This window comes from Micromonospora sp. DT233 (assembly GCF_049841815.1).
In the GTDB taxonomy this organism is placed as follows: domain Bacteria; phylum Actinomycetota; class Actinomycetes; order Mycobacteriales; family Micromonosporaceae; genus Micromonospora.
This window is the reverse complement of record NZ_JBNCLB010000016.1, coordinates 1-18,510: the sequence shown is the minus strand read 5'-3', so window position 1 is coordinate 18,510 and position 18,510 is coordinate 1. Positions and strand designations below refer to the sequence as shown.

The window sequence follows — 18,510 nt, the reverse complement described above, 5'->3', positions numbered from 1 at the left end:
TGCATGTTGTGGGTCGAGCCTGAACTCCTCACCGGCGGCCTGCCCTCGGCTGACCGTCGCGCGACGGCCGGATGTCACGAATCCGACTCGTGATCCACTGAGGAGCACTCTTGCCACAGTGGATGCTGACGTAACATGCCCCGGGTGATTCGCTCATGAGGCCGACCATCGCCGCCGATACCCTGCGCCGGGCCCTCACCCAGTACCTCACCACCACCTTCGGCCTGACCGAGGACGGCGTACGCCAGGGCCTGGAGGGTTTCCTCTCCCACCCCGAGCAGGGCATCTTCCGCGGGCCGTACCTGCGGATCCGTACCCCCTTCCGGCTGGCCGACGGCGACTGGCGGGCGGGCCTGGACTGGGCGCCCGCCGACTTCGTCCCCTGGCGGCACCAGGCGGCGGCGTTCGCCCGGCTGTCGACGAAGGACAAGGCGGCCGAGCCGACCCTGATCACCACCGGCACCGGCTCCGGCAAGACCGAGTCGTTCCTGATCCCGGTGCTGGACCACTGCCGCCGGCAGCGGCAGCGGGGGCAGGCCGGCATCAAGGCGATCCTGCTCTACCCGATGAACGCCCTGGCCACCGACCAGACCAAGCGCATCGACAAGATGCTCGCCGACCCGGCGCTGCACGGCATCACGGCCGGTCTGTACATCGGTGACGTGACGGAGATCGAGTACCCGCACGTGTTCACCAAGCGCTCGGAGATGCGCCGCACCCCGCCCGACATCCTCATCACCAACTACAAGATGCTGGACCTGCTGCTGCAACGCGCCGAGGACCTGCCGCTGTGGGAGGACGCCAAGCCCGCGTACGTGGTGCTCGACGAGTTCCACACCTACGACGGGGCGCAGGGCACCGACGTGGCGATGCTGCTGCGCCGCCTCGCCGCCACGCTGGACCTCCCCAGGGAGGGCCGCCCGCTCGGGCCGATCTGCCCGGTGGCCACCTCCGCCACCCTCGGTGAGGGCGGCGGCCGGGACGGGCGCACCGCGATCCGCGAGGTCGCCGAGCAGGTCTTCGGCGTCGCCTTCGACGCCGGGTCGCTGGTGGGGGAGGACCGCTACGAACCCGGCGAGTTCGTGCGCCACCAGGACTTCGGCCTGCCGCTGCCCAGCCCGGAGGAACTCGCGGCCGTCGACGACCGCGACCCCGCGATGATGGCCCAGCTCGCCGAGCTGATGCTCGGCGAGCCCTGCGCGGATGACCCCGTCCGCCTCGGCGAGCTGCTGCGGCAGCATCCGCTCACCAAGGCGGTCCTCGACTCGTTGCAGGCCCGGCCCTGCACCCTCGAAGAGGTCATCGAGGTGCTGCCCCGCAAGAACGCCACCGGCTGGGGCAGCGCGATGAAGACGCGGCCCGAGATCACCGCCAAGGCACTCGCGCGCTTCGTCGGCCTGCTCGCCGTGGCCCGCAACCCGGAGAAGCCGCACCAGCCGCTGCTCAACATCGAGACCCACCTCTGGGTGCGCGCGGTCTCCCGGCTGCTGCGCGGCACCTCCCGCCGGGCCGCCTTCGGCTGGTACGGCGAGGCCCCCCGCGAGCTCGACCCGTACGCGCCCGACGCCGACGCGGTGGTCGCCGACAACCGCCACCCCCGGCTGCCGGCCGTCTACTGCCGGCACTGTGGGCGCTCCGGCTGGATGGCGCTGTCGCCCGAGAAGGACCAGCACGAGCTGGAGACCGACCCGGACAAGATCTACCGGGCCAGCGTCGGCCGGGACAAGCGCCGCGTCCGCGCGCTGATCGCCGCGACCGACGACGAGGTGCGGCGGCGCCCCGCCGGCCTGCTCGTGCTGGAGTACGGCCGCCGGGTGCGCCCCTTCGACACCCACCGTGACCGGGAGCTAGGCGACGACGAGCTCATCGTGCTCGGCGACATCGTCGGTGTCGACGCGGCGGAGAAGGACCGCTGCCCGTCGTGCCAGCTCGACCACGGCATCCGGTACCTCGGCGCCGGCCTGGCCACCCTCGCCTCGGTGGCCATCACCCAGCTCTTCACCGGCGGTGAGCTGGACGAGGCGGAACGCAAGACGCTGCTGTTCAACGACTCCGTCCAGGACGCCGCGCACCGCGCCGGCTTCGTCGCCAACCGGTCGTACGCCTTCTCGCTGCGCTCCCTGCTGGCCACCAGGCTGCGGCCGGGCGAACCGGTCGGGCTGGACGATCTCGTCGCCAGGATGGTCGAGGCGGCGGCACGGCCGGAGGTCCTCGCCACCGTCGTGCCGCCCGACCTGCACGACCGGCACGACGTCGACGCCCTGCTCGGAAAGGAGCACACCGGCAGCCGGGACACCTGGGAGCTGATCAGCGAGCGGCTCGTCTTCGCCACCGTCATGGAGACCGGGCTGCGTTCCCGGCAGGGCCGCACCCTGGAGCTCACCCGCAGCGTCGCCGTGGAGGTCGCCCTCGACGACCCCGCCCGCGCCGCCGCCGTCTGCCGGGACGTGCACCTGACCGGCCCCGGCCGGCTCGACGCCGACCCGCCGGACGACGCCCGCTACCTGGCCTTCCTGCGCGGCCTGCTGGAGCGGCTGCGGATCCGGGGCGCCGTCTACCACGAATGGCTCCGGCCGTACCTGCGGCGGGGCGGGACCCGGTGGCAGGTCTGGGGCGGCCGACCGGCCGGGATGCCGGCCTTCCCCCGGGGCCTCTCCGCGCCCGCGTTCCTGCTCGCGACGACGAAGTCCCGCTCCGAGTTCGACGCGATCACCGCGCGCGGGAACTGGTACCAGGACTGGACGGCGCGCTGCCTCGGCCTCGACCTTTCCGACGCCGCCGGCTACCTCACCCGGCTGCTGCCCGCGCTGGCCGCCGCCGACGTCGTCGCCACCGCCGACACCGAGGACGGCAACACGGTGTACGGGCTGATGCCCGGTCACCTGCGGGTCACCCGGCTCGACGACGCGGCCGCCGTGACCGCCGGCGTCGGCTGCGACACCTGCCACTGGCAGCAGACCGAGCACCCCGACCGGGTGGCCGACTGGGTCGGCCAACCGTGCCGGCAGTACCGCTGCCGGGGCAGCCTGCGCGCCGTGACCGACGACACCGCCCCCGACGACTACTACCGGCGGCTGTACCTGGACAGCCCGGTCTTCCGCGTGGTGACCGGCGAGCACACCGGCATGCTCACCCGCCGCCAGCGGGAGACCGTGGAGAAGGAGTTCCGCGACGGCACCCGGTACACCGACCCGAACGTGCTCTCCTGCACGCCCACCCTGGAGATGGGCATCGACATCGGGGAGCTCTCGGCGGTGGTGCTGGCCTCGCTCCCGCACGGACCGGCCAACTACGTCCAGCGGGCCGGCCGCGCCGGGCGGCGCAGCGGCAACGCGTTGGTGCTGACCCTGGTCGGGCGCACCGAACGGGACCGCTACTACCTCACCGACCCCCGGGACATGATCGCCGGGCAGATCGTGCCGCCCGGCTGCTTCCTCTCCGCCGTGGAGATCCTGCGCCGGCAGTACCTGGCCCACCTGATCGACCTGGCCGCCCGGGGCCGGCTGGCCGGGGTGCTGCCGATGCCCCGGCGCGCGCACGTGCTCTTCGGCCCGACCGGCTGGCTCACCGGCCTCGCCGAGGCCGGCCGGCGGGACGGGGCGCGGCTGGTGACCGGCTTCCTCGCGCTCTTCGGCGACAAGGTCGAGCAGGTCGCCGCCGACCGGCTGCGGGACTTCGCGGGCGACGGCGTCGTGCACCGGGTCAAGGAGGCCGCCGAGGTCTGGGAGGCGCGGCTGGACGACCTGCGTCGCCGGCTGCGGGAGATCACCGCCGCCCTCGGCACGCTGGTGCCCAGCGACCCGGACCACGCCCGCGAGATGAGGATGCTCAAGGCCGAGGCGGGCGCGGTCCGCCGCCGGCTGCGCGAGGTCGGCGGCGCACCCGCGCACGGCACCCTGGTCGAGTTCGGACTGCTGCCCAACTACGCCCTCATCGACTCCCGCACCGACCTCGAAGCCACCCTGACCTGGGAGGACAAGGCCGACAGCGATCGTCGATACCACAGCGAACTGCGGGAGTACGCCCGCCCCGCCCGACAGGCGCTGACCGAGATCGCCCCCGGCAACAGCTACTACGTGCGGGGCTACCGGCACGAGATCTCCGGTCTCGACGTGGGCCCCGTCGACCGCCCCGCGTACGAGCAGTGGCGGGTCTGCGCCCAGTGCGGCTACGTCCGCACCCACCTCGCGAAGGAGGACACCAGCGCCTGCCCGCGCTGCAAGGACCAGGGCATCGCCGACCACGGGCGGCTGTTCCAGGTGCTCCGGCCGACCCGGGTGCGCAGCCGCGACAAGCGCGACGACGCGCGGATCCGCGACGACAGCGACGACCGGGACCGCCGCTTCTACGCCACCGCCACGGCCGTCGACATCGACCCGGACCGGGTCCACTCTTCGTGGCGGCACGCGCACGACACCTTTGGCGTCGACTACAGCCGGCACGCCGTGATCCGCCGGTTCAACCTCGGCGCCCAGCGCTACGACCGGGCCGCCGAGCTGTTCGCCGGTGAGGAGGTGCGGATCAACCGGTTCCACACCTGCACGTCGTGCGGCGGCACCACCATCGACGGCGCCCCCGCCGTCAGTCAGCAGCTTGCCGCGCAGGCCTCCGGGGCGACCGTCGTGGCGGGCGCCGAGCACCACCTGCCCTGGTGCCCGTACCGCCGCTCGCCGGCCGGAGCGGACACGCACGTGGAGCTGATCCTGGCCCACGAGCTGGAGACCGAGGCGTTGCGCATCCTGGTGCCGGTGGCCACCGCCGTCGTGGCGGAGCGGCTCGTGTCGTTCGCCGCAGCCGTGCGCCTCGGCATCGCCGCCCAGTACGGAGGTGACCCGGCGCACCTGCAGGTCGTGTCGGCCACCATGCCCGACGGGCACAGCGACGGCACCCGCAACTTCGTCGTCGTCCACGACACCCAGCCGCAGGGCACCGGCTACCTGCACCGGCTGGCCGAGCCGGAGGAGTTCCGGCGCGTGCTGGAGCTGGCCCGGCAGCGCATCGCCGACTGCGAGTGCCGCCACGAGGCCAAGGCGGTGTGCCACCGCTGCCTGCTGCGCTACGCGCGCAACGAGGAGTTCGCGCTGATGAGCCGCGACGAGGCGCTCGGCATGCTCGACCGACTCCTCGACAACTGGGACGTCCAACGCGACGTCCGCACCGACGAGATCTCGCTGATCCACCAGGTGGAGAGCGAGCTGGAGATGCGCTTCCTCACCAAGCTGCTCGCCCTCGGCGAGACGCCGGGCTCCGGGCTGCGCATCGACCGGCGCACCGACCACGACGGCGCGCGCGTCGCCGACCTGCGGTTCGTCCGCGACGGCGGGCAGAGCGTCACCCACTGGCAGATGCGCCTGCAGAACACCATCCGCGGCACCCGCCCCGACGTGCACTTCACCCGCCTCGACGGGGCGTCGCCGCAGGTGGTGCTCTACCTCGACGGCTTCAAATACCACGCCTCCACCGAGCACAACCGGCTCGCCGACGACGCGGAGAAGCGGGCCCGGCTGCGCGCCCACGGCTACCTGGTCTTCGCCGCCACCTGGGACGACGTCAAGACCTGGGGCGACAGCGACACCGAGGGCCGGTGGACCCCGTACGCCGGGCTCGGCAAGCAGGCCGCCCGCAAGCGGTACCGTGACTGCCTGCCCGGCGCCGACCCGAACGAGCTCGAGGACACCGTCTGGACCAATCCCGTCGAGCAGCTGCTGCGCTTTCTCGCCGATCCGGACCCGACCCGGTGGCAGCGACGGGCCGAGGCGACCCTCGGCGGCCTGCTCAACCAGGCCGAGGCGAAGACGACCACCGACTCCGACGGGGTGCCGCAACGGCTGCTGGCGGCGCTGCACGGGCGAGCGCTGCCCGCCCCCGGAGCCCGCCACATCATGATCGCCCGTGCGCGGGACGCCGCCGACTGCCCGGTGACCGCCGTCGTCGACGGACGTGGCAAGCCGTTGCCCACCTGGTCGGCGCTCACCGTCATCGACGACCTGCCGGCGGCCCTGGCCGGCGCGGGGCACCGCAAGCGGTGGGCCGCCTGGCTGGCGTGGGGGAACATCCTGCAGTTCCTGCCGCACGGCGGCGGCGACGCCGGCCAGCTCGCCGCCTCGGCGTTGGACGAGTTCGATCCGGCGTCGATGGCGGTGACCGAGGGCACCGGGCTGGGCCTGGCCCAGCGCGCGCTGCCCCTGGACGAGGAGACCGCGACCTGGCTCCGCGTCGACTCCCGCCCGGCACCCGTCGAGCCGGAGCCGGTCGACGATTCGTCGCCCTGGCGGGAGATCCTGCCCTACGTCGACCGGGAGGACAGCGCCCTGGAACTGCTGGTGCAGCAGCTTGCGCGGCAGGACGTCCCCATGCCGGTCGTCGGCTACGAACTCGGTGACCAGGGCTGGCAGGCCGAGCTGGCCTGGCCCGAACAGCGAATTGCGATCGTGCTCGCCGGCCCGCCCGACGACCCCGAGACCGAGGACCGCGACCAGGCATACGTCGACGCGGGCTGGCAGGCGCGCACCGCGCGCCAGTGGTCGGTCGAGGAGTTGGCGGCACAGATCAGGGCGACGAGCGGGGGAGGACGTCGATGAGCACTGGGGCGCTGCTGCGGATGCTGGACCGCGCCGACAAGGAGGTCATGAAGCTCAACCGCGCCGACATCGGCGCGGTCTACGAGTTCATGCACAAGTTCCGGCACAACCCGGAGAACCCCGGGCTCCACCTGAAGTCGCTCAACGGCGACGCGCGGCTGATGTCCGCCCGGGTCAGCAAGGACTACCGGGCGCTGCTGCTGCACATCGCCGACCGCGACTACCTGCTCGTCGCGGTGAAGCACCGCAGCGAGGTGTACGACGACCTGACCCGGTACGCGTACCGTGTCAACCGGGTGAGCGGCGGCATCGAGGTGATCGACCTGGCGCCGGTGGGCGACAGCATCGTCGGCCGGGTCCTCCCACCGGCAGCCGAGCCGCAACCGGCCGCCACCGCGCATGGGCCGGCGACGGACCACGCGACCCGCCGGCCGCTCTTCGCCGCATACACCGACGCGCAGTTGCTGGAACTCGGCGTCGCCGAGCCGCTGCTGGCGCAGATCCGCGGCCTCACCGCCGAGGCCGAACTGCTGGAACTGCTCGACCGGGCCCCGCAGCTCACCACCGACGTGCTCTTCGCCCTCTTCGACGGCACCCCCTACGAGGTGGTGCTCCGGCAGGTCACCGACCCGGTTCGGGCCGAGGAAGCGGTCGACCCGGAGGACTTCCTGGCTGCGGTGCAACGACCAGCCACCCAGGTCACCTCCGACGACGAAGCGTTGCAGGCGATGCTCGGCGAGACGTTCGAGCGATGGCAGATCTTTCTCCACCCGACCCAGCGCAAGCTGGTCGATCGGTCGTACAAGGGGCCGGCCCGGGTCGGCGGTGGGCCGGGCACGGGCAAGACGATCGTCGCCCTGCACCGGGTCGCGCACCTCGTGCGCCGGCTGCCCGCCGGGACGGACAAGCCCGTCCTGCTGACCACCTTCAACCGGAACCTCGCCGCCGACCTGAAGACCCGGCTGCTGGCCCTCGGCGGGCAGGAGTTGGTGTCGCGGGTCGACATCGTCAACATCGACCGACTGGCCAGCCGGGTGGTGACCGAGGCGAAGGCGGGCGGCAGCCGGCGGACGATAGAGGACAATCGCGTCCCCGACCTGTGGGCCGACTTCCTCGTCGAGACCGGGGAGACCGGCTGGGACGCCGAGTTCCTGGCCGCCGAGTGGACCCAGGTGATCCTGGGACAGGTGCTCAGCTCCCGGACGGACTACTTCCGGGCCCGTCGCCCCAACCGCGGTCGCAACCTGACCCGGCTGGAACGGGACCAGGTGTGGCAGCTGACCGAGCGGTTCACCACCTGGTTGGAGGGGCAGGGCATGTGGACCTGGCGGCAGGTCGCCCAGCGCGCCGCCCGCCTGGAGATCGACCGCACCGCCGGACACGGCGCCGCCGCGGACGAGTCGTCGGGCGGTTTCCACCGGCCCCGCTACCGGCACGTCGTCGTCGACGAGGCGCAGGACCTCAGCGCCGCCCACTGGAAGATGCTGCGAGCCATGGTCGCACCCGGCCCCGACGACATGTTCCTCGCCGGCGACACCCACCAGCGCATCTACGACAACCACGTCACGCTGGGCAGCCTCGGCATCAACATCCGCGGGCGGTCGTCGCGGCTCACGCTGAGCTACCGCACCACGCGCGAAATCCTGGCCGCCGCCTTGGAGATCATGACCGGCGAGCTGTACGACGACCTCGACGGCGGTGCGGAGGACCTGGCCGGCTACCGGTCCCTGCTGCGCGGCGGCCGGCCGGTGTTCCGGGGGGTGCCGACGTGGGCCCAGGAGCGCGACCTGATCACCGAGCGGCTGCGCGACTGGGGCGATCCCACCGATGGCTCGGTGGCCGTCTGCGTACCCACCAATGAGCTCGCGGCGGACGTGATGGCCCACCTCGCCGCCGCCGGGCTGCCGGCCGTGGAGATCGGCCCGGACGGCCCGAGACGGCCCGACGGCGTCCACGTCGGCACCATGCACCGCTTCAAGGGCCTGGAGTACCAACGAATGATCATCGCCGCGGTGAGCGACGGGCTGGTGCCACGGCAGTTCATCGCCCGGTACCGGGACACCGATCCCAAGCGCTACCAGCGCGAGCGCCAGCGGGACAGGTCGCTGCTCTTCGTCGCCGCGACCCGTCCCCGCGACGAGCTGGCGGTGTCCTGGCACGGCATGCCCAGCCCTTTCCTCACCGGCCGCCTCGTCCAGCGGCAGCTAACGTGAGTGCTGGCCCCCTGGGCGTTCGGGGCCGGCGCGCGACCAGGGGAGGCCCAAGGTGCAGGCGGGAGACCACGTCAGCGACCGGTACGAATTGACGTATCCGATCGGACGCGGCGGGATGGGACAGGTCTGGGCCGGCCACGACGTGCGACTCGAACGCCAGGTGGCGATCAAGTTTCTCCGCCAGGCCGAGGTCCCGGAGGATGAGCGGGACGTCGCGGTCCGGCGTTTCCAGCGGGAAGCGCGCGTGGTCGCCCGGCTCGACCACCCGGGCGTGCCGGCAGTGCACGACCTAGGTGAATACGGTGACGACCTCTACATCGTGATGCAGTTCGTCCGAGGGCTCACCCTCGCCGACCGCATCGCCGAGCAGGAGATACTCGACGTCGGAGAGGCTGCCTCGATCGCTGTGCAGGTCTGTGCGGTGCTGGCCACCGCCCACGCCGCGTCCCTGGTGCACCGCGATCTCAAACCGCAGAACCTGATGCTCACCGAGGGTCGGACGGTGAAGGTCCTCGACTTCGGCATTGCCGCCCTGCTGGGCCCGGCCGAGGCGTCCCGCCTGACCGCGACCGGAAGCACGCTCGGTACGCCCGCCTACATCGCGCCCGAGCAGGCCGCGGGCGGTCCCGTCGGCCCTGGCGCCGACCTCTACGCCCTCGGGTGCATCCTGTTCGAGATGCTTGCCGGCCGTCCGCCGTACGAGGCGACGAGCGCTGTCGGCATGCTGCGGCAGCACCGGTACGCGCCCATCCCCATCCTCTCGGATCATCGACCGGACGTGCCCGAGGATCTGGCGCACCTGGTGTTCTGCCTGCTCGCCAAGAATCCCGCCGATCGGCCTGCGTCGGCTACCGATGTCGAGAGGCTGCTTCGGCCGTTCCTTCCGAGGGGGGCGGTCGTCGGGCAGCCGCCGTGTCGGTGTCCGGGGTGCCACCGCTTCTCGGGATGACGTGGCGCGGGAACTCATCCCGTTCGTGACCGCTGCGCGGGTGGCGCACCCGGCAGACCTGCCGGGTGCGCCACGCGTTCGGGGTGCGCCTCAGTGCGCGGGCTTCGCGGCCCGGACCACATCGGCGGTGCCGGTGGACGAGATCCGATCATTCCAGTTGCCTGCCCGGCGGCAGCCTCCGGGACGGCAGATCACTTCAGATAACTCCAGATCTGTCCGGGTGCACCGGCGCAGGTGTCGATGACGATGAGCCCTCCCTGGACCGGCGCAGGGCTGGCGACACCGAGGCACAAGTTGGTGACTGATTGCAGGGTCAGATACTTGCCGTCGAATTTCCATTGCTGGGTGTCGGCGTTGCTGCAGGGAGCGATGGTTGCGCTGGCCCCGGCCAGCGCCTGCCCTCCGAAGACGTCGAGGCACATTTTGGGGTTGAGTACGCTCTGGAGAGTCCCCTCGTTGCTCTGCCAGGACTGTTCGTCTCCACCGAGTGCGCAGGGCCAGTCGACAATAGGCGAACTCGGGGAAGTCTGCGCGTTGTAAATTGTGAGACACTGGGGGGACTGGTTGTTCACGAACTTGTTCGTCGAGCCGGGCGGTGCGGTCATTTGGACTGATGGGTTGTCACTCGACCGGACGGTCTCTGATGATGTTGCCGAGTCCGTGAGCGATGACACCCGCAGGTCCGAGGCGGCGTTCCCTGACTGGGTCGTTGCTTGGGCGGGAGGCGAGACCAGTAGGCCCAGCGCGAGGAGGGCCGCTGCGGATCCTGCCAGCAGGGCACGACGGTTGAGGCGATGGTGAACCATCCGTGATCCATTCGTAGGAGTGAATTCCCTGAAGCAAGTATCCGGGTGGGAGTAAAGATTTGCAATTAGTCGATCTATTCATCCTGGGTGGGTGCTCGTACCGGGACGACGCGGTCGGCGGAGATGCTGCCTGAAGGTCTCCGCGCCGATCACACTGCGGGTGCCGAATCTGCTCCCCAGCGCGGGCCTGCGAGCGCAGTGCGGTGGCAGGGCGTTCGCCTCGATGCGATAAATCTGCTCGTTTTTGGCAAGCGAAGTCGGTTTCGTCATGGCGCGTCGTAGTTTTGCTCGGTTGCCGTGCCACGGAGTCGAGGTAAGGGCAATCCCGGGTGCCACCTCGACGCCGGTAGCGCGAGCGACCGCGATCCGACGCCGAGCGCAGGTGCCTTTCCGGGGCCTTGGTGCACGTCAAGCCGGCGTCTTTCGGATCTGCGGCTCGCGAAGCGGTGCGGCCAGGGGCGCACTGGGTTCGACGCGCCGAAGGGCCTCCTGCCCGCAGGAGGCCCTTCGGCGCGCGGGTGTGCCGTCAGCGTGGGGTCTTGGTGACCCGGACGAAGCTGGCCAAGGCGGCGGGGCAAAGGTGAGGGCGTGCTGATGAACTGCTCCAACTCCTCCTCGCTCACATCGTCTCGATGCTGGAGGACGCCCCGGGCGTATGCCTCCGTCTGCAGCAGCCCCGGGATCAGCGACTCGTCGTAGCCGCGCAGCCGGGAGGCGGTGGCCTCCAAACCGACGTACATCTCGAACCAGTCGGGGATGGCGTCGATGTAGGAGTGCCACCAGCTGCCGTCGTGGCACTGTCGATCCCATGTCGTCGGACCCGCTCGCCGCTTCTCTCGGTGTTGCATTACAAGACACGCCCGACAGGGGCAGCGCCGTGCAATTCCCACGCGTGGTCGTATTCCCGACGTACACCGGGCCGCCGCGTAGCGAAGATCCCGGCCCGTGTCGTACGCGGGTGTGTGGCATGGGGCCGCCTGGCAGCGGTGGCTGACGCAGCCGCCTCGATGGGTTACGCCGTCCACGGGTCGCTGCGTGCGACGGCCGCCGTTTCCCGAAGGTCAGCACGTAACGAGGTCTCCGGTGTGCGGTTCTGCGTGGTCGCTGAACCATTCACCGGAGACCTCGTCACCACTCGCCAACCGAGACGCGAACGATCTCAGGTCGGCAGCTCACACCCTGATATCGGCTTCGACACGCGGCCTAGCACTTGTACGGACTGCCATTGTCCTTCAGGTGGTTGTCCCAGATCCAACCCGAGAGGTTCTGGCCCTGCACCTTGACGTGCGTCCACGAGTTGCCGGCCGTGTTGGTGACGAAGCAGTGGTAGATGAGTGCCGTCGAAGCGGGCAGCGTCTTGTCCGAAGAACAGCCCTCGGCGGGGCCCGAACGAAGCGGCGCGGCCTCTTCTGTGTATTGCCCTCTACCTCCGGCACCCTTGTTGGACCAGTCGGTTTTGCAGGCGGCGCTGGCCGGCGAGCCCACAGCGAACACCGTGGTCGCGACAGCGATCGGCACCACGGCCAAGCTGGCGCGGAATCTTCTTCCCAACATCGATACTCCTCCTTGAGGATTGGCGATAGTTGAAGCGTAGACGCTGTCGGCCGTCGACGCAGTGCGGGCAACGTGGCTATCGGTCCGTCGCCTCCGCTACGCGCGCTTCCCAGGACCGGCGCGGAAGGCTCCGAATGCCGCTGTAGACGCAGGTCAATCCATTGGTGATGATCAAAATAAAGGCGTTGCTTCGGCACCGAGACGCCGGTCAAAAAAAATATGCCACCCGAGGGGCGGAGCGTGTCGATCATTGGGTCGAATGACGGAACCGCGCGAAGCGAGGAACAGCGGATTTACGCCGACAATTCGACCAGCTGTCGAGGCCCGACCAGGAACTGATCTGGCACTTTCGCCAGCAGGCGGCGGTGTGCCAGGTCGAGCTGGGCGAGGGTACGGCGGCCCTGGCCGAGCTGCGCTCGGTGCTGGCCGAGGAACAGCGGGCGCTGCCGGCGGCGGTGCCCGAGCTGTTTGCCCTGCGGCCGCACATCGCCATGCTCGCCGCCAAGGTGGGCGAGGTGACCGAGGCCCGGCGGGAGTTGCGGCGGCTGCTCGACGATGTGGGGCACGTGCACGGCCGCAGGTCCACGGCCGTCAAGGAGATCGACACGCTGCTCAACCAACTGGACCAGCTCGACCGCCCGGACGACTCGGACCGCGTCGAATCGACCCATGCGGGGTTGGATCCCCTGCCCGAGAGCAGGCGGTTGTCACCGTCCGAAATTCGTCCTTTTCGCCTCTGGATTGCCCGCGACGAGCAGGTGACGGTCGTAGCCCGGACCGCGATTCGGATGAGCGGCAAGGCGAACGTGCACGAGTCGGGCAACTTCACGGAGTTGACCCCCGGCCAAGACGTCGCCACGATCGAGGGGGGGGAAGCGCCTCGCCCTCCTGCTCACCCTGGTCTTCCTGGTCTCCGTGTCGGTGCGGCGAGCTTGTACGGCGGCAAGCCCTAGCGACCCGGCTGTCGACCGTTTCCTGCGGGAGGCCCGGACCGCCGGCGCGACCCATGTCGTCGTGGCAGCGGGCGGCGGGCAGGATCTGAGCATGGACATGTTCTGCTACCACCGCGACAGGCCTGGCTCCGCAGCGCTGCGCAACGAGTTGCTGTCGGAGCACTGGTCGTACATGGACCGGTACGCGGCTCAGATGATCGCGCGCGGTCCGACCTTCGCGGCCGACGGTGCCACGCCCACGGGCAGCGTGCACATCTTGGACCTGCCCGATGTTGCCGCCGCGCGGGCCTTCGCCTTCGACGAGCCCAACTACCAGGCCGGTGTGTACCGGGATGTGCTGCTGCGCCGCTGGCGCAACATGCTGGGGCGCACCATGTGGGACTTTCCCGCTGGCAGGACGGGTGGTAACCGCTATCTGGTTCTGGGCCTCGGCGCTGGAGACGCCGCCGACATCTCCCCGCCGCGCGACCGGGACGAGCTGATCGCGTACGGCCCGCTGCTCTCCGACGACGGCGCGACCTGGCTGGGCACGGCGGCGCTGGTGCGGGCCTCGGATCCGGGCGAGGCGGCTGCCGTGCTGACCCCGGATCGGTACGCAGACGTCGAGGTGCACAACTGGGCGTTCGGCGGCCGGCCGTCCTGACCGGCGGGCGCCCGCGGAACGGTCAGCGCGGAGCGTGGCGGCCTGCGCTGCTGCCCTGCCCCTGTGCGTCCCCTCAGGGGGTCGTGGGATCGCGCAGAACAGCTTGTGTCGGTCTGTGGGTGCACTTTTTGCCGCCCTGGCGACAAAATCTGCACCCACAGAGGGCGCGGCTCCGCGCAGGAAGGTAGCGAGTAGCGGGGGCAGGGCGACTTGCAGTGATTGACCGTATTGTTCGTTGGGGGCGGCGGTGGCCTGGGTGGGGCGGTGTGATCGGCGAGCGCTGGAAGGCGACGCCGGCCGTCCGCCTGTCGGCCAGCTCAGTCATCGACGTACCTAGGTCTAAAGTGGACGACCGGATGGTGTGCCCGCTGGCAAGGCTCGATAGATTCGTTAGCGTGGCATATCGCAACTACACGGCTGACGGCAGTTACTGGACCGTGCGCAAGCAGGGTTCGATCTACTGGGTCGCCCGGATGCGTCGCTCGAACGGAACGTACGAGTGGTTGGAGGTCTGGGGCGGCTACGAGCGAGCGGGTGCCGCCGCCGGGGCTGCCGCCCAGCTCGCCTACAGCCAGGCCCGAAAGGATGTGCTCAAGGAACTGGTCGGGAACCTGCACACGGCGCTCGACAAGGCCGGTCTCGGGGCCCTGCCCACCCCCGCGCCGGTGAGGCCAGACCGGGCGAAACTCCCGCCGGCTGCGGACCCGGACGATCCCGAGGACTGACCCGCGTCCTGCGGCGCGATTCGTCAAGGGCAACCACGCGCCGTCGCGGCGCTCAAGAGCAGCGGCACGTGCCCAACAGCGACGGAACCACCCCGCACGCGAAGCAGGCATCAGGGTGCCGCGCCGGTCGAGCAGGGAGGAACTTCTGCCTCGGTGAAGCGAGCCTCGGTGAAGTGGCTCCTGGCTGTTGGAGCGCGGCTTGTATCTGCTGGGTTGTTGCCTTCGGAAACCCGCGGTCTTGTACCTTCTTGGTTAGCTTTTTGATGCCGAGCGTTGGATTCGCCGCGCGGACGGCGCGGGCAACCTCAGCCAGGGACGTTTTGTCGCGGGCAGCCTTTCCGGCGCCTGCTGGTTGCCGGCTCGCCGTAGGCGGATAGATGACAGTGATGGTGCCGTGGGGCTGCTGCTTCTTGTGCCTCGGGTCGGTGGGTGGCGGTGACGTAGGTCCTGCCGGCACCGATTTCCCGCGCTTCGCGGGATGAGCGCTCAGCGCCTCGCGTACCCGTTCTGCGGAAGCCTCTGACCAGCCCTGCCGTTGAAGATGCCGGGCGATCGTCTTGTCCTTGATGCCGGGCATTTGTGCCCGGAGCGCCCGGGCGGCTTCCGCCAGATCCCGCTGCCTCGGTAGGCCTCGAAGCCTCGAACTTCCGGCGGATCTCCGCGCAGAGGGGACGTCGGTGGCGCCTTGCACATACTGGAGCCGGTCGAGCCAGGAATCGGGGGTACGGTCCTGCTGGTCGTCGTTTTCCCAATCGTGCCGGGAATCGTGCGGGTCTCGGGCTTCCGCATTGGCGTACCAGTCGTTGATGGTGTGCCTGAGTACCACGCTGCCCTCCGCTGCTGTCGGGCCCGGGCCGGTTGAGCGGTCACCCCCGGTAGGAGTGCCCGCACCATGCGAGACACCCCCGACCTTAGGCCGCAGTCAGGTTGTCTTGGTAGGAGCCGATCGACCCATTTGGACGACGAATGGTGCTGGTGCCGAGCAGTTTGGCCGCAGAGCCTGCGCTTCCTGGCGGATGGTTTTTGCCGACTATGCCTCCTCGGCGCCGTCGACTCGCTTGATGAGGCGGCGGATGGAGTCCGCACGGGGGTCTCCGAGTGGATCGAGAATTTGAAGTGCTTGCTGCCAGCAGCGCACTGCGTCGTCGTGGCGACCGGTGGTCCGGAAGGTGTCGCCGAGGGCAGCGAGGGTGAGCCCTTCGCAACGCCGGTCATCAAATTTGCGGAAAATTTCCAGGGCCATCTGGTGCTGCTTCAGGGCCTCCTCGAGCTGGCCGGTCTGCTGGTAGGCCAGGCCGAGGGGGTAAGAGACCCAGGCGACGCTCCATCGGTCGTTGATGCCGTCGAGGATGGTAACCGCTTCTCGATAGTGGGCGATGGCGGTGCTGAGGTGGCCGCGTGTGCGGTGGCAGTTGCCGAGGCTGAGTAGGGACATGCCCTCGCCTCGGGTGATGCCGTGGTGGCGGAACACCTCTCGGGCCTGTCCGTAGAGGTTGAGGGCTTCTGCGAGCTGTCCCAGTTCCTCGTGGATGAGCCCTTGGCCGCGGAGGCAGAAGCCCTCGACCCAATGGTCACCGACGTCACGACTCGCATCGACACCTTGGCGGTAGCAGTCGAGAGCGGTCTCGCGCTCCTCCAATCGCCAGTAGGCGTCGCCGAGACAGCGGAGGTTGGCGGCCTCGCCGAGCCGTGAAGCGGCAGAGCGCGCGGCGCGCAGGCCGGTGAGGTGGACGTCGCGCCAGTCCGCCCAGTACGACTTCAGTTCAAAGAATCCGTCGCTGACGACGGGTAGTTGCCAGGCGATGTCGTGGTCACCAAGCTCGTCTGCTTGTCGGATTGAGTCGAGAAGGTTGAGCCGTTCCTGCTCGAACCACGTCATCGCCCCGGCTACGGAGCCGGGAGGAGCGATCGGGATTTCGGGATCGGCTGGAGGGAGGGCGATGGCATGGGAGTAGGGGAGGATGACCCTGCGGCCTTCCTCCGCCATCCATAGGTACCAACTGTAGGCACGGCGTCGCGCAAGGCGTTGTTCTTCGACCGTCTCTTCGACCTGCACGCGTTCGAGGGCGTAGGCACGCAAGAGGTCATGGAACAGGTATCGGTCACGGGCAGGGTTCTGCACGAGGTGCGCCGCGCAGAGCTGGTCGAGGAGGGCGCGGGCGCGGGGAAGGCTTACACCGGTGATGGATGCCGCTGCGGCGGAGGATATGTCGGCGCCGGCGTGTAGCCCCAGGAGGCGGAAGAACCGCGCTGTTTCGTCGGGCAACGCCTGGTAGGACCAGGAGAAGACCGCCCGCACATCGGAGAGTTCGTCATCATCGACCATCAGGGCGTCAAGCTGATGGTCGACCAGCGCGAGGTCGGCTACGAAATCTGCGAGGGTGGCGTGGGGAGTATTGGCGATGCGTTCGCCGATGATCCGCAAGGCAAGCGGGAGGTAAGCGCAGCGGCGAGCCAGTTCGGCGGTGGCGTGCGGCTCGGCGCTGACGCGGTCCCCGCCGATGCTGTCACTGAGCAGCGCGATCGCTTCTTTGGGGGACAAGACATCCAGAGTCATCCGTGAAGCCCCTTCTCGCGCGACTAGGCCGGAGAGCCGGTTGCGGCTGGTAATGATCGCCATGCAGGTTGGCGTGGCGGGCAGTAGCGACCTGACTTGGCCTACGGTGGACACGTTGTCCACCACGATCAGGACACGTTTGCCGTTCAGGACTGACCGATAGAGGGCGGCGCGTCCCTCGGTGTCTGTAGGGATCTGTTCGGCCGGCACGTGAAGGGCGCGGAGGAAGGTGTCCAGTGCTTGTCCGACCTCTAAGGCCGGTCCCGGCCCGTAGCCACGCATGTCGACGTAGAGATCGCCGTCGGCGAACCACTGCCTAACTCGGTGCGCCCAGTGCACGGCCAAGGCTGTCTTGCCGATGCCGGGGGCACCCGCGATGGCCGCGACGGTCATCGACAACCCGCCAGCAGCGACCGTCGCGCCGTCGGCGGGCAGTGCTGCGTCCAGCCGGGTGAGGGTTTGCTCGCGGTTGACGAAGAGGGTCGTGTCGAGAGGCAGTTGGCGAGGTGGCGGCGGAGCTGGTCCCGTACGCCCGAACAGGTTGATGCCGCCGTGTACCGTGCCGGCCTGGATGACAGCCTCAGCATCGCCTGACGACTCATTGCGTGCCGTGTGCACGGTGCCTCTCCTCCCCGATGACCGGTTTGCAGCTCTACGGGGATCCGGGCCGGGATTGGCCTGCGAACGTCCGGTAGGGAATTGAGGTGGAAACGGCGGCATCACGCCAGAGATTGGCCTCCACGATCTTCGCGGGCTCGCTGATCAACTCGCCGGAGAGGAACCGCCCCTCCTCGTCGTAGTACATCGCTACGAGATGGGAGGAGTCGAACAGCCAGTAGTCGTAGTGCGGCAACGCGGCCGGCCAGTCGTCGGCGACGACCACGATGAGGCGAACGTCCTCGCCCGCCTCGACCGTGTGTTCGTAGGCCCAGCCGCATTCGAAGCGGACGTAGTCCGACAACGGCTCGGTGACGACATGGACCCGGTGCATACGCTTGCCGGCCTCGACCGCTGCCCGCACGGTGTCGCACCAGGTTGCGATCCCGGGAAACTCTCCGCGAGTCTCGCCGGCCAGGAACCGAGCAAACTCATCCTGCTCGTACGACACGTCGTATCGCTGCAGCGTCTCAAGCCGGTAGGCCGTGTAGCGAAAGTCGCGAAACAGCCGGTTGAACTCGTCGTCATCGAGGGACGTGAAGGATCGGGTCAAACCTCGGTCACCGCTGTCCGGACTCGCGGTAGCGCTCGATCGCGCCGAGCACCACCTCGGCGGAGATCCTGACCGCACTTTCACCAGGAAGGACGTTCTCCAACTCGCCGAGGGTGTCTGCGTCAACCAGGTCTCCCTGGACGACCAGCTCTCCGCTCTCCGCGAGGTAGACCGTCGGGCAGCCGTTGCCACCCGATCCAGGGTCCTTGTAGAGCTTTGTCAGCTTCACCGCGGCCTCCCTTTAACAACTCCTAACTCTTTGAGTGTTGGAGTCGGCGCCAGCAGATGATGGCGCAGGCGAGGGTGAGGAAGGCTTCGT

At 69.5% G+C, this 18,510-nt stretch carries 12 protein-coding genes; 6 read left to right on the top strand and 6 right to left on the bottom strand.

Features of this window, described 5'->3' with window-relative positions:
- Positions 1-155 precede the first annotated feature (155 nt).
- From ACLQ2V_RS24625 to ACLQ2V_RS24615, 3 genes are read left to right on the top strand one after another with little or no spacing between them, the layout of a single operon-like run.
- Complete coding sequence (locus ACLQ2V_RS24625; protein WP_425720943.1) at positions 156-6,581, top strand: DEAD/DEAH box helicase; 6,426 nt, start codon at positions 156-158, stop codon at positions 6,579-6,581.
- On the top strand, positions 6,578-8,794 hold the full coding sequence (locus ACLQ2V_RS24620; protein ID WP_425720942.1) for a UvrD-helicase domain-containing protein: 2,217 nt from the start codon (positions 6,578-6,580) through the stop codon (positions 8,792-8,794). The genes ACLQ2V_RS24625 and ACLQ2V_RS24620 overlap by 4 nt, the downstream gene beginning before the upstream one ends.
- A gap of 52 nt (positions 8,795-8,846) precedes the next feature.
- The gene (locus ACLQ2V_RS24615) at positions 8,847-9,743 is read left to right on the top strand and encodes a serine/threonine-protein kinase (RefSeq protein ID WP_425720941.1); all 897 of its coding nucleotides are present in this window, start codon (positions 8,847-8,849) and stop codon (positions 9,741-9,743) included.
- A 191-nt stretch (positions 9,744-9,934) separates the two neighbouring features.
- On the opposite strand, the gene ACLQ2V_RS24610 is transcribed toward ACLQ2V_RS24615, so the two are convergent.
- From ACLQ2V_RS24610 to ACLQ2V_RS24600, 3 genes are all read right to left on the bottom strand, one after another.
- On the bottom strand, positions 9,935-10,348 hold the full coding sequence (locus ACLQ2V_RS24610; RefSeq protein ID WP_425720940.1) for an RICIN domain-containing protein: 414 nt from the start codon (positions 10,346-10,348) through the stop codon (positions 9,935-9,937).
- A gap of 467 nt (positions 10,349-10,815) precedes the next feature.
- Complete coding sequence (locus ACLQ2V_RS24605) at positions 10,816-11,289, bottom strand: Scr1 family TA system antitoxin-like transcriptional regulator (RefSeq protein WP_425721035.1); 474 nt, start codon at positions 11,287-11,289, stop codon at positions 10,816-10,818.
- A 463-nt stretch (positions 11,290-11,752) separates the two neighbouring features.
- The gene (locus tag ACLQ2V_RS24600; RefSeq protein ID WP_425720939.1) at positions 11,753-12,103 is read right to left on the bottom strand and encodes a hypothetical protein; all 351 of its coding nucleotides are present in this window, start codon (positions 12,101-12,103) and stop codon (positions 11,753-11,755) included.
- A 365-nt stretch (positions 12,104-12,468) separates the two neighbouring features.
- Between ACLQ2V_RS24600 and ACLQ2V_RS24595 the strand changes: the two genes are divergently transcribed.
- The 3 genes from ACLQ2V_RS24595 to ACLQ2V_RS24585 all read left to right on the top strand — a co-directional run bounded on the left by ACLQ2V_RS24595 (position 12,469) and on the right by ACLQ2V_RS24585 (position 14,424).
- Positions 12,469-13,056 (top strand): hypothetical protein, encoded by a 588-nt coding sequence (locus ACLQ2V_RS24595; protein ID WP_425720938.1) that lies wholly within the window; start codon positions 12,469-12,471, stop codon positions 13,054-13,056.
- A 91-nt stretch (positions 13,057-13,147) separates the two neighbouring features.
- The gene (locus tag ACLQ2V_RS24590; RefSeq protein ID WP_425720937.1) at positions 13,148-13,699 is read left to right on the top strand and encodes a YciI family protein; all 552 of its coding nucleotides are present in this window, start codon (positions 13,148-13,150) and stop codon (positions 13,697-13,699) included.
- A 395-nt stretch (positions 13,700-14,094) separates the two neighbouring features.
- Positions 14,095-14,424, top strand: a complete 330-nt coding sequence (locus tag ACLQ2V_RS24585; RefSeq protein WP_425720936.1) for a hypothetical protein — start codon at positions 14,095-14,097, stop codon at positions 14,422-14,424.
- A gap of 1,030 nt (positions 14,425-15,454) precedes the next feature.
- On the opposite strand, the gene ACLQ2V_RS24580 is transcribed toward ACLQ2V_RS24585, so the two are convergent.
- From ACLQ2V_RS24580 to ACLQ2V_RS24570, 3 genes are read right to left on the bottom strand one after another with little or no spacing between them, the layout of a single operon-like run.
- Positions 15,455-17,599, bottom strand: coding sequence for an ATP-binding protein (locus ACLQ2V_RS24580; RefSeq protein ID WP_425720935.1), 2,145 nt, complete (start codon positions 17,597-17,599; stop codon positions 15,455-15,457).
- 34 nt (positions 17,600-17,633) lie between these two features.
- A complete protein-coding gene (locus tag ACLQ2V_RS24575; RefSeq protein WP_425720934.1) occupies positions 17,634-18,191 on the bottom strand; it encodes a DUF6879 family protein in 558 nt (185 codons plus the stop codon).
- A 7-nt stretch (positions 18,192-18,198) separates the two neighbouring features.
- Positions 18,199-18,420: a hypothetical protein gene (locus ACLQ2V_RS24570; RefSeq protein ID WP_425720933.1), complete on the bottom strand. Its 222-nt coding sequence runs from the start codon at positions 18,418-18,420 to the stop codon at positions 18,199-18,201.
- Between the last annotated feature and the right edge of the window lie 90 nt (positions 18,421-18,510).

Coding starts and splice junctions, on each gene's coding strand:
- ACLQ2V_RS24625 (WP_425720943.1), top strand. CDS start 156: ATGAGGCCGACCATCGCCGCCGATACCCTGCGCCGGGCCCTCACCCAG.
- ACLQ2V_RS24620 (WP_425720942.1), top strand. CDS start 6,578: ATGAGCACTGGGGCGCTGCTGCGGATGCTGGACCGCGCCGACAAGGAG.
- ACLQ2V_RS24610 (WP_425720940.1), bottom strand. CDS start 10,348: ATGACCGCACCGCCCGGCTCGACGAACAAGTTCGTGAACAACCAGTCC.
- ACLQ2V_RS24605 (WP_425721035.1), bottom strand. CDS start 11,289: ATGTACGTCGGTTTGGAGGCCACCGCCTCCCGGCTGCGCGGCTACGAC.
- ACLQ2V_RS24600 (WP_425720939.1), bottom strand. CDS start 12,103: ATGTTGGGAAGAAGATTCCGCGCCAGCTTGGCCGTGGTGCCGATCGCT.
- ACLQ2V_RS24590 (WP_425720937.1), top strand. CDS start 13,148: ATGGACATGTTCTGCTACCACCGCGACAGGCCTGGCTCCGCAGCGCTG.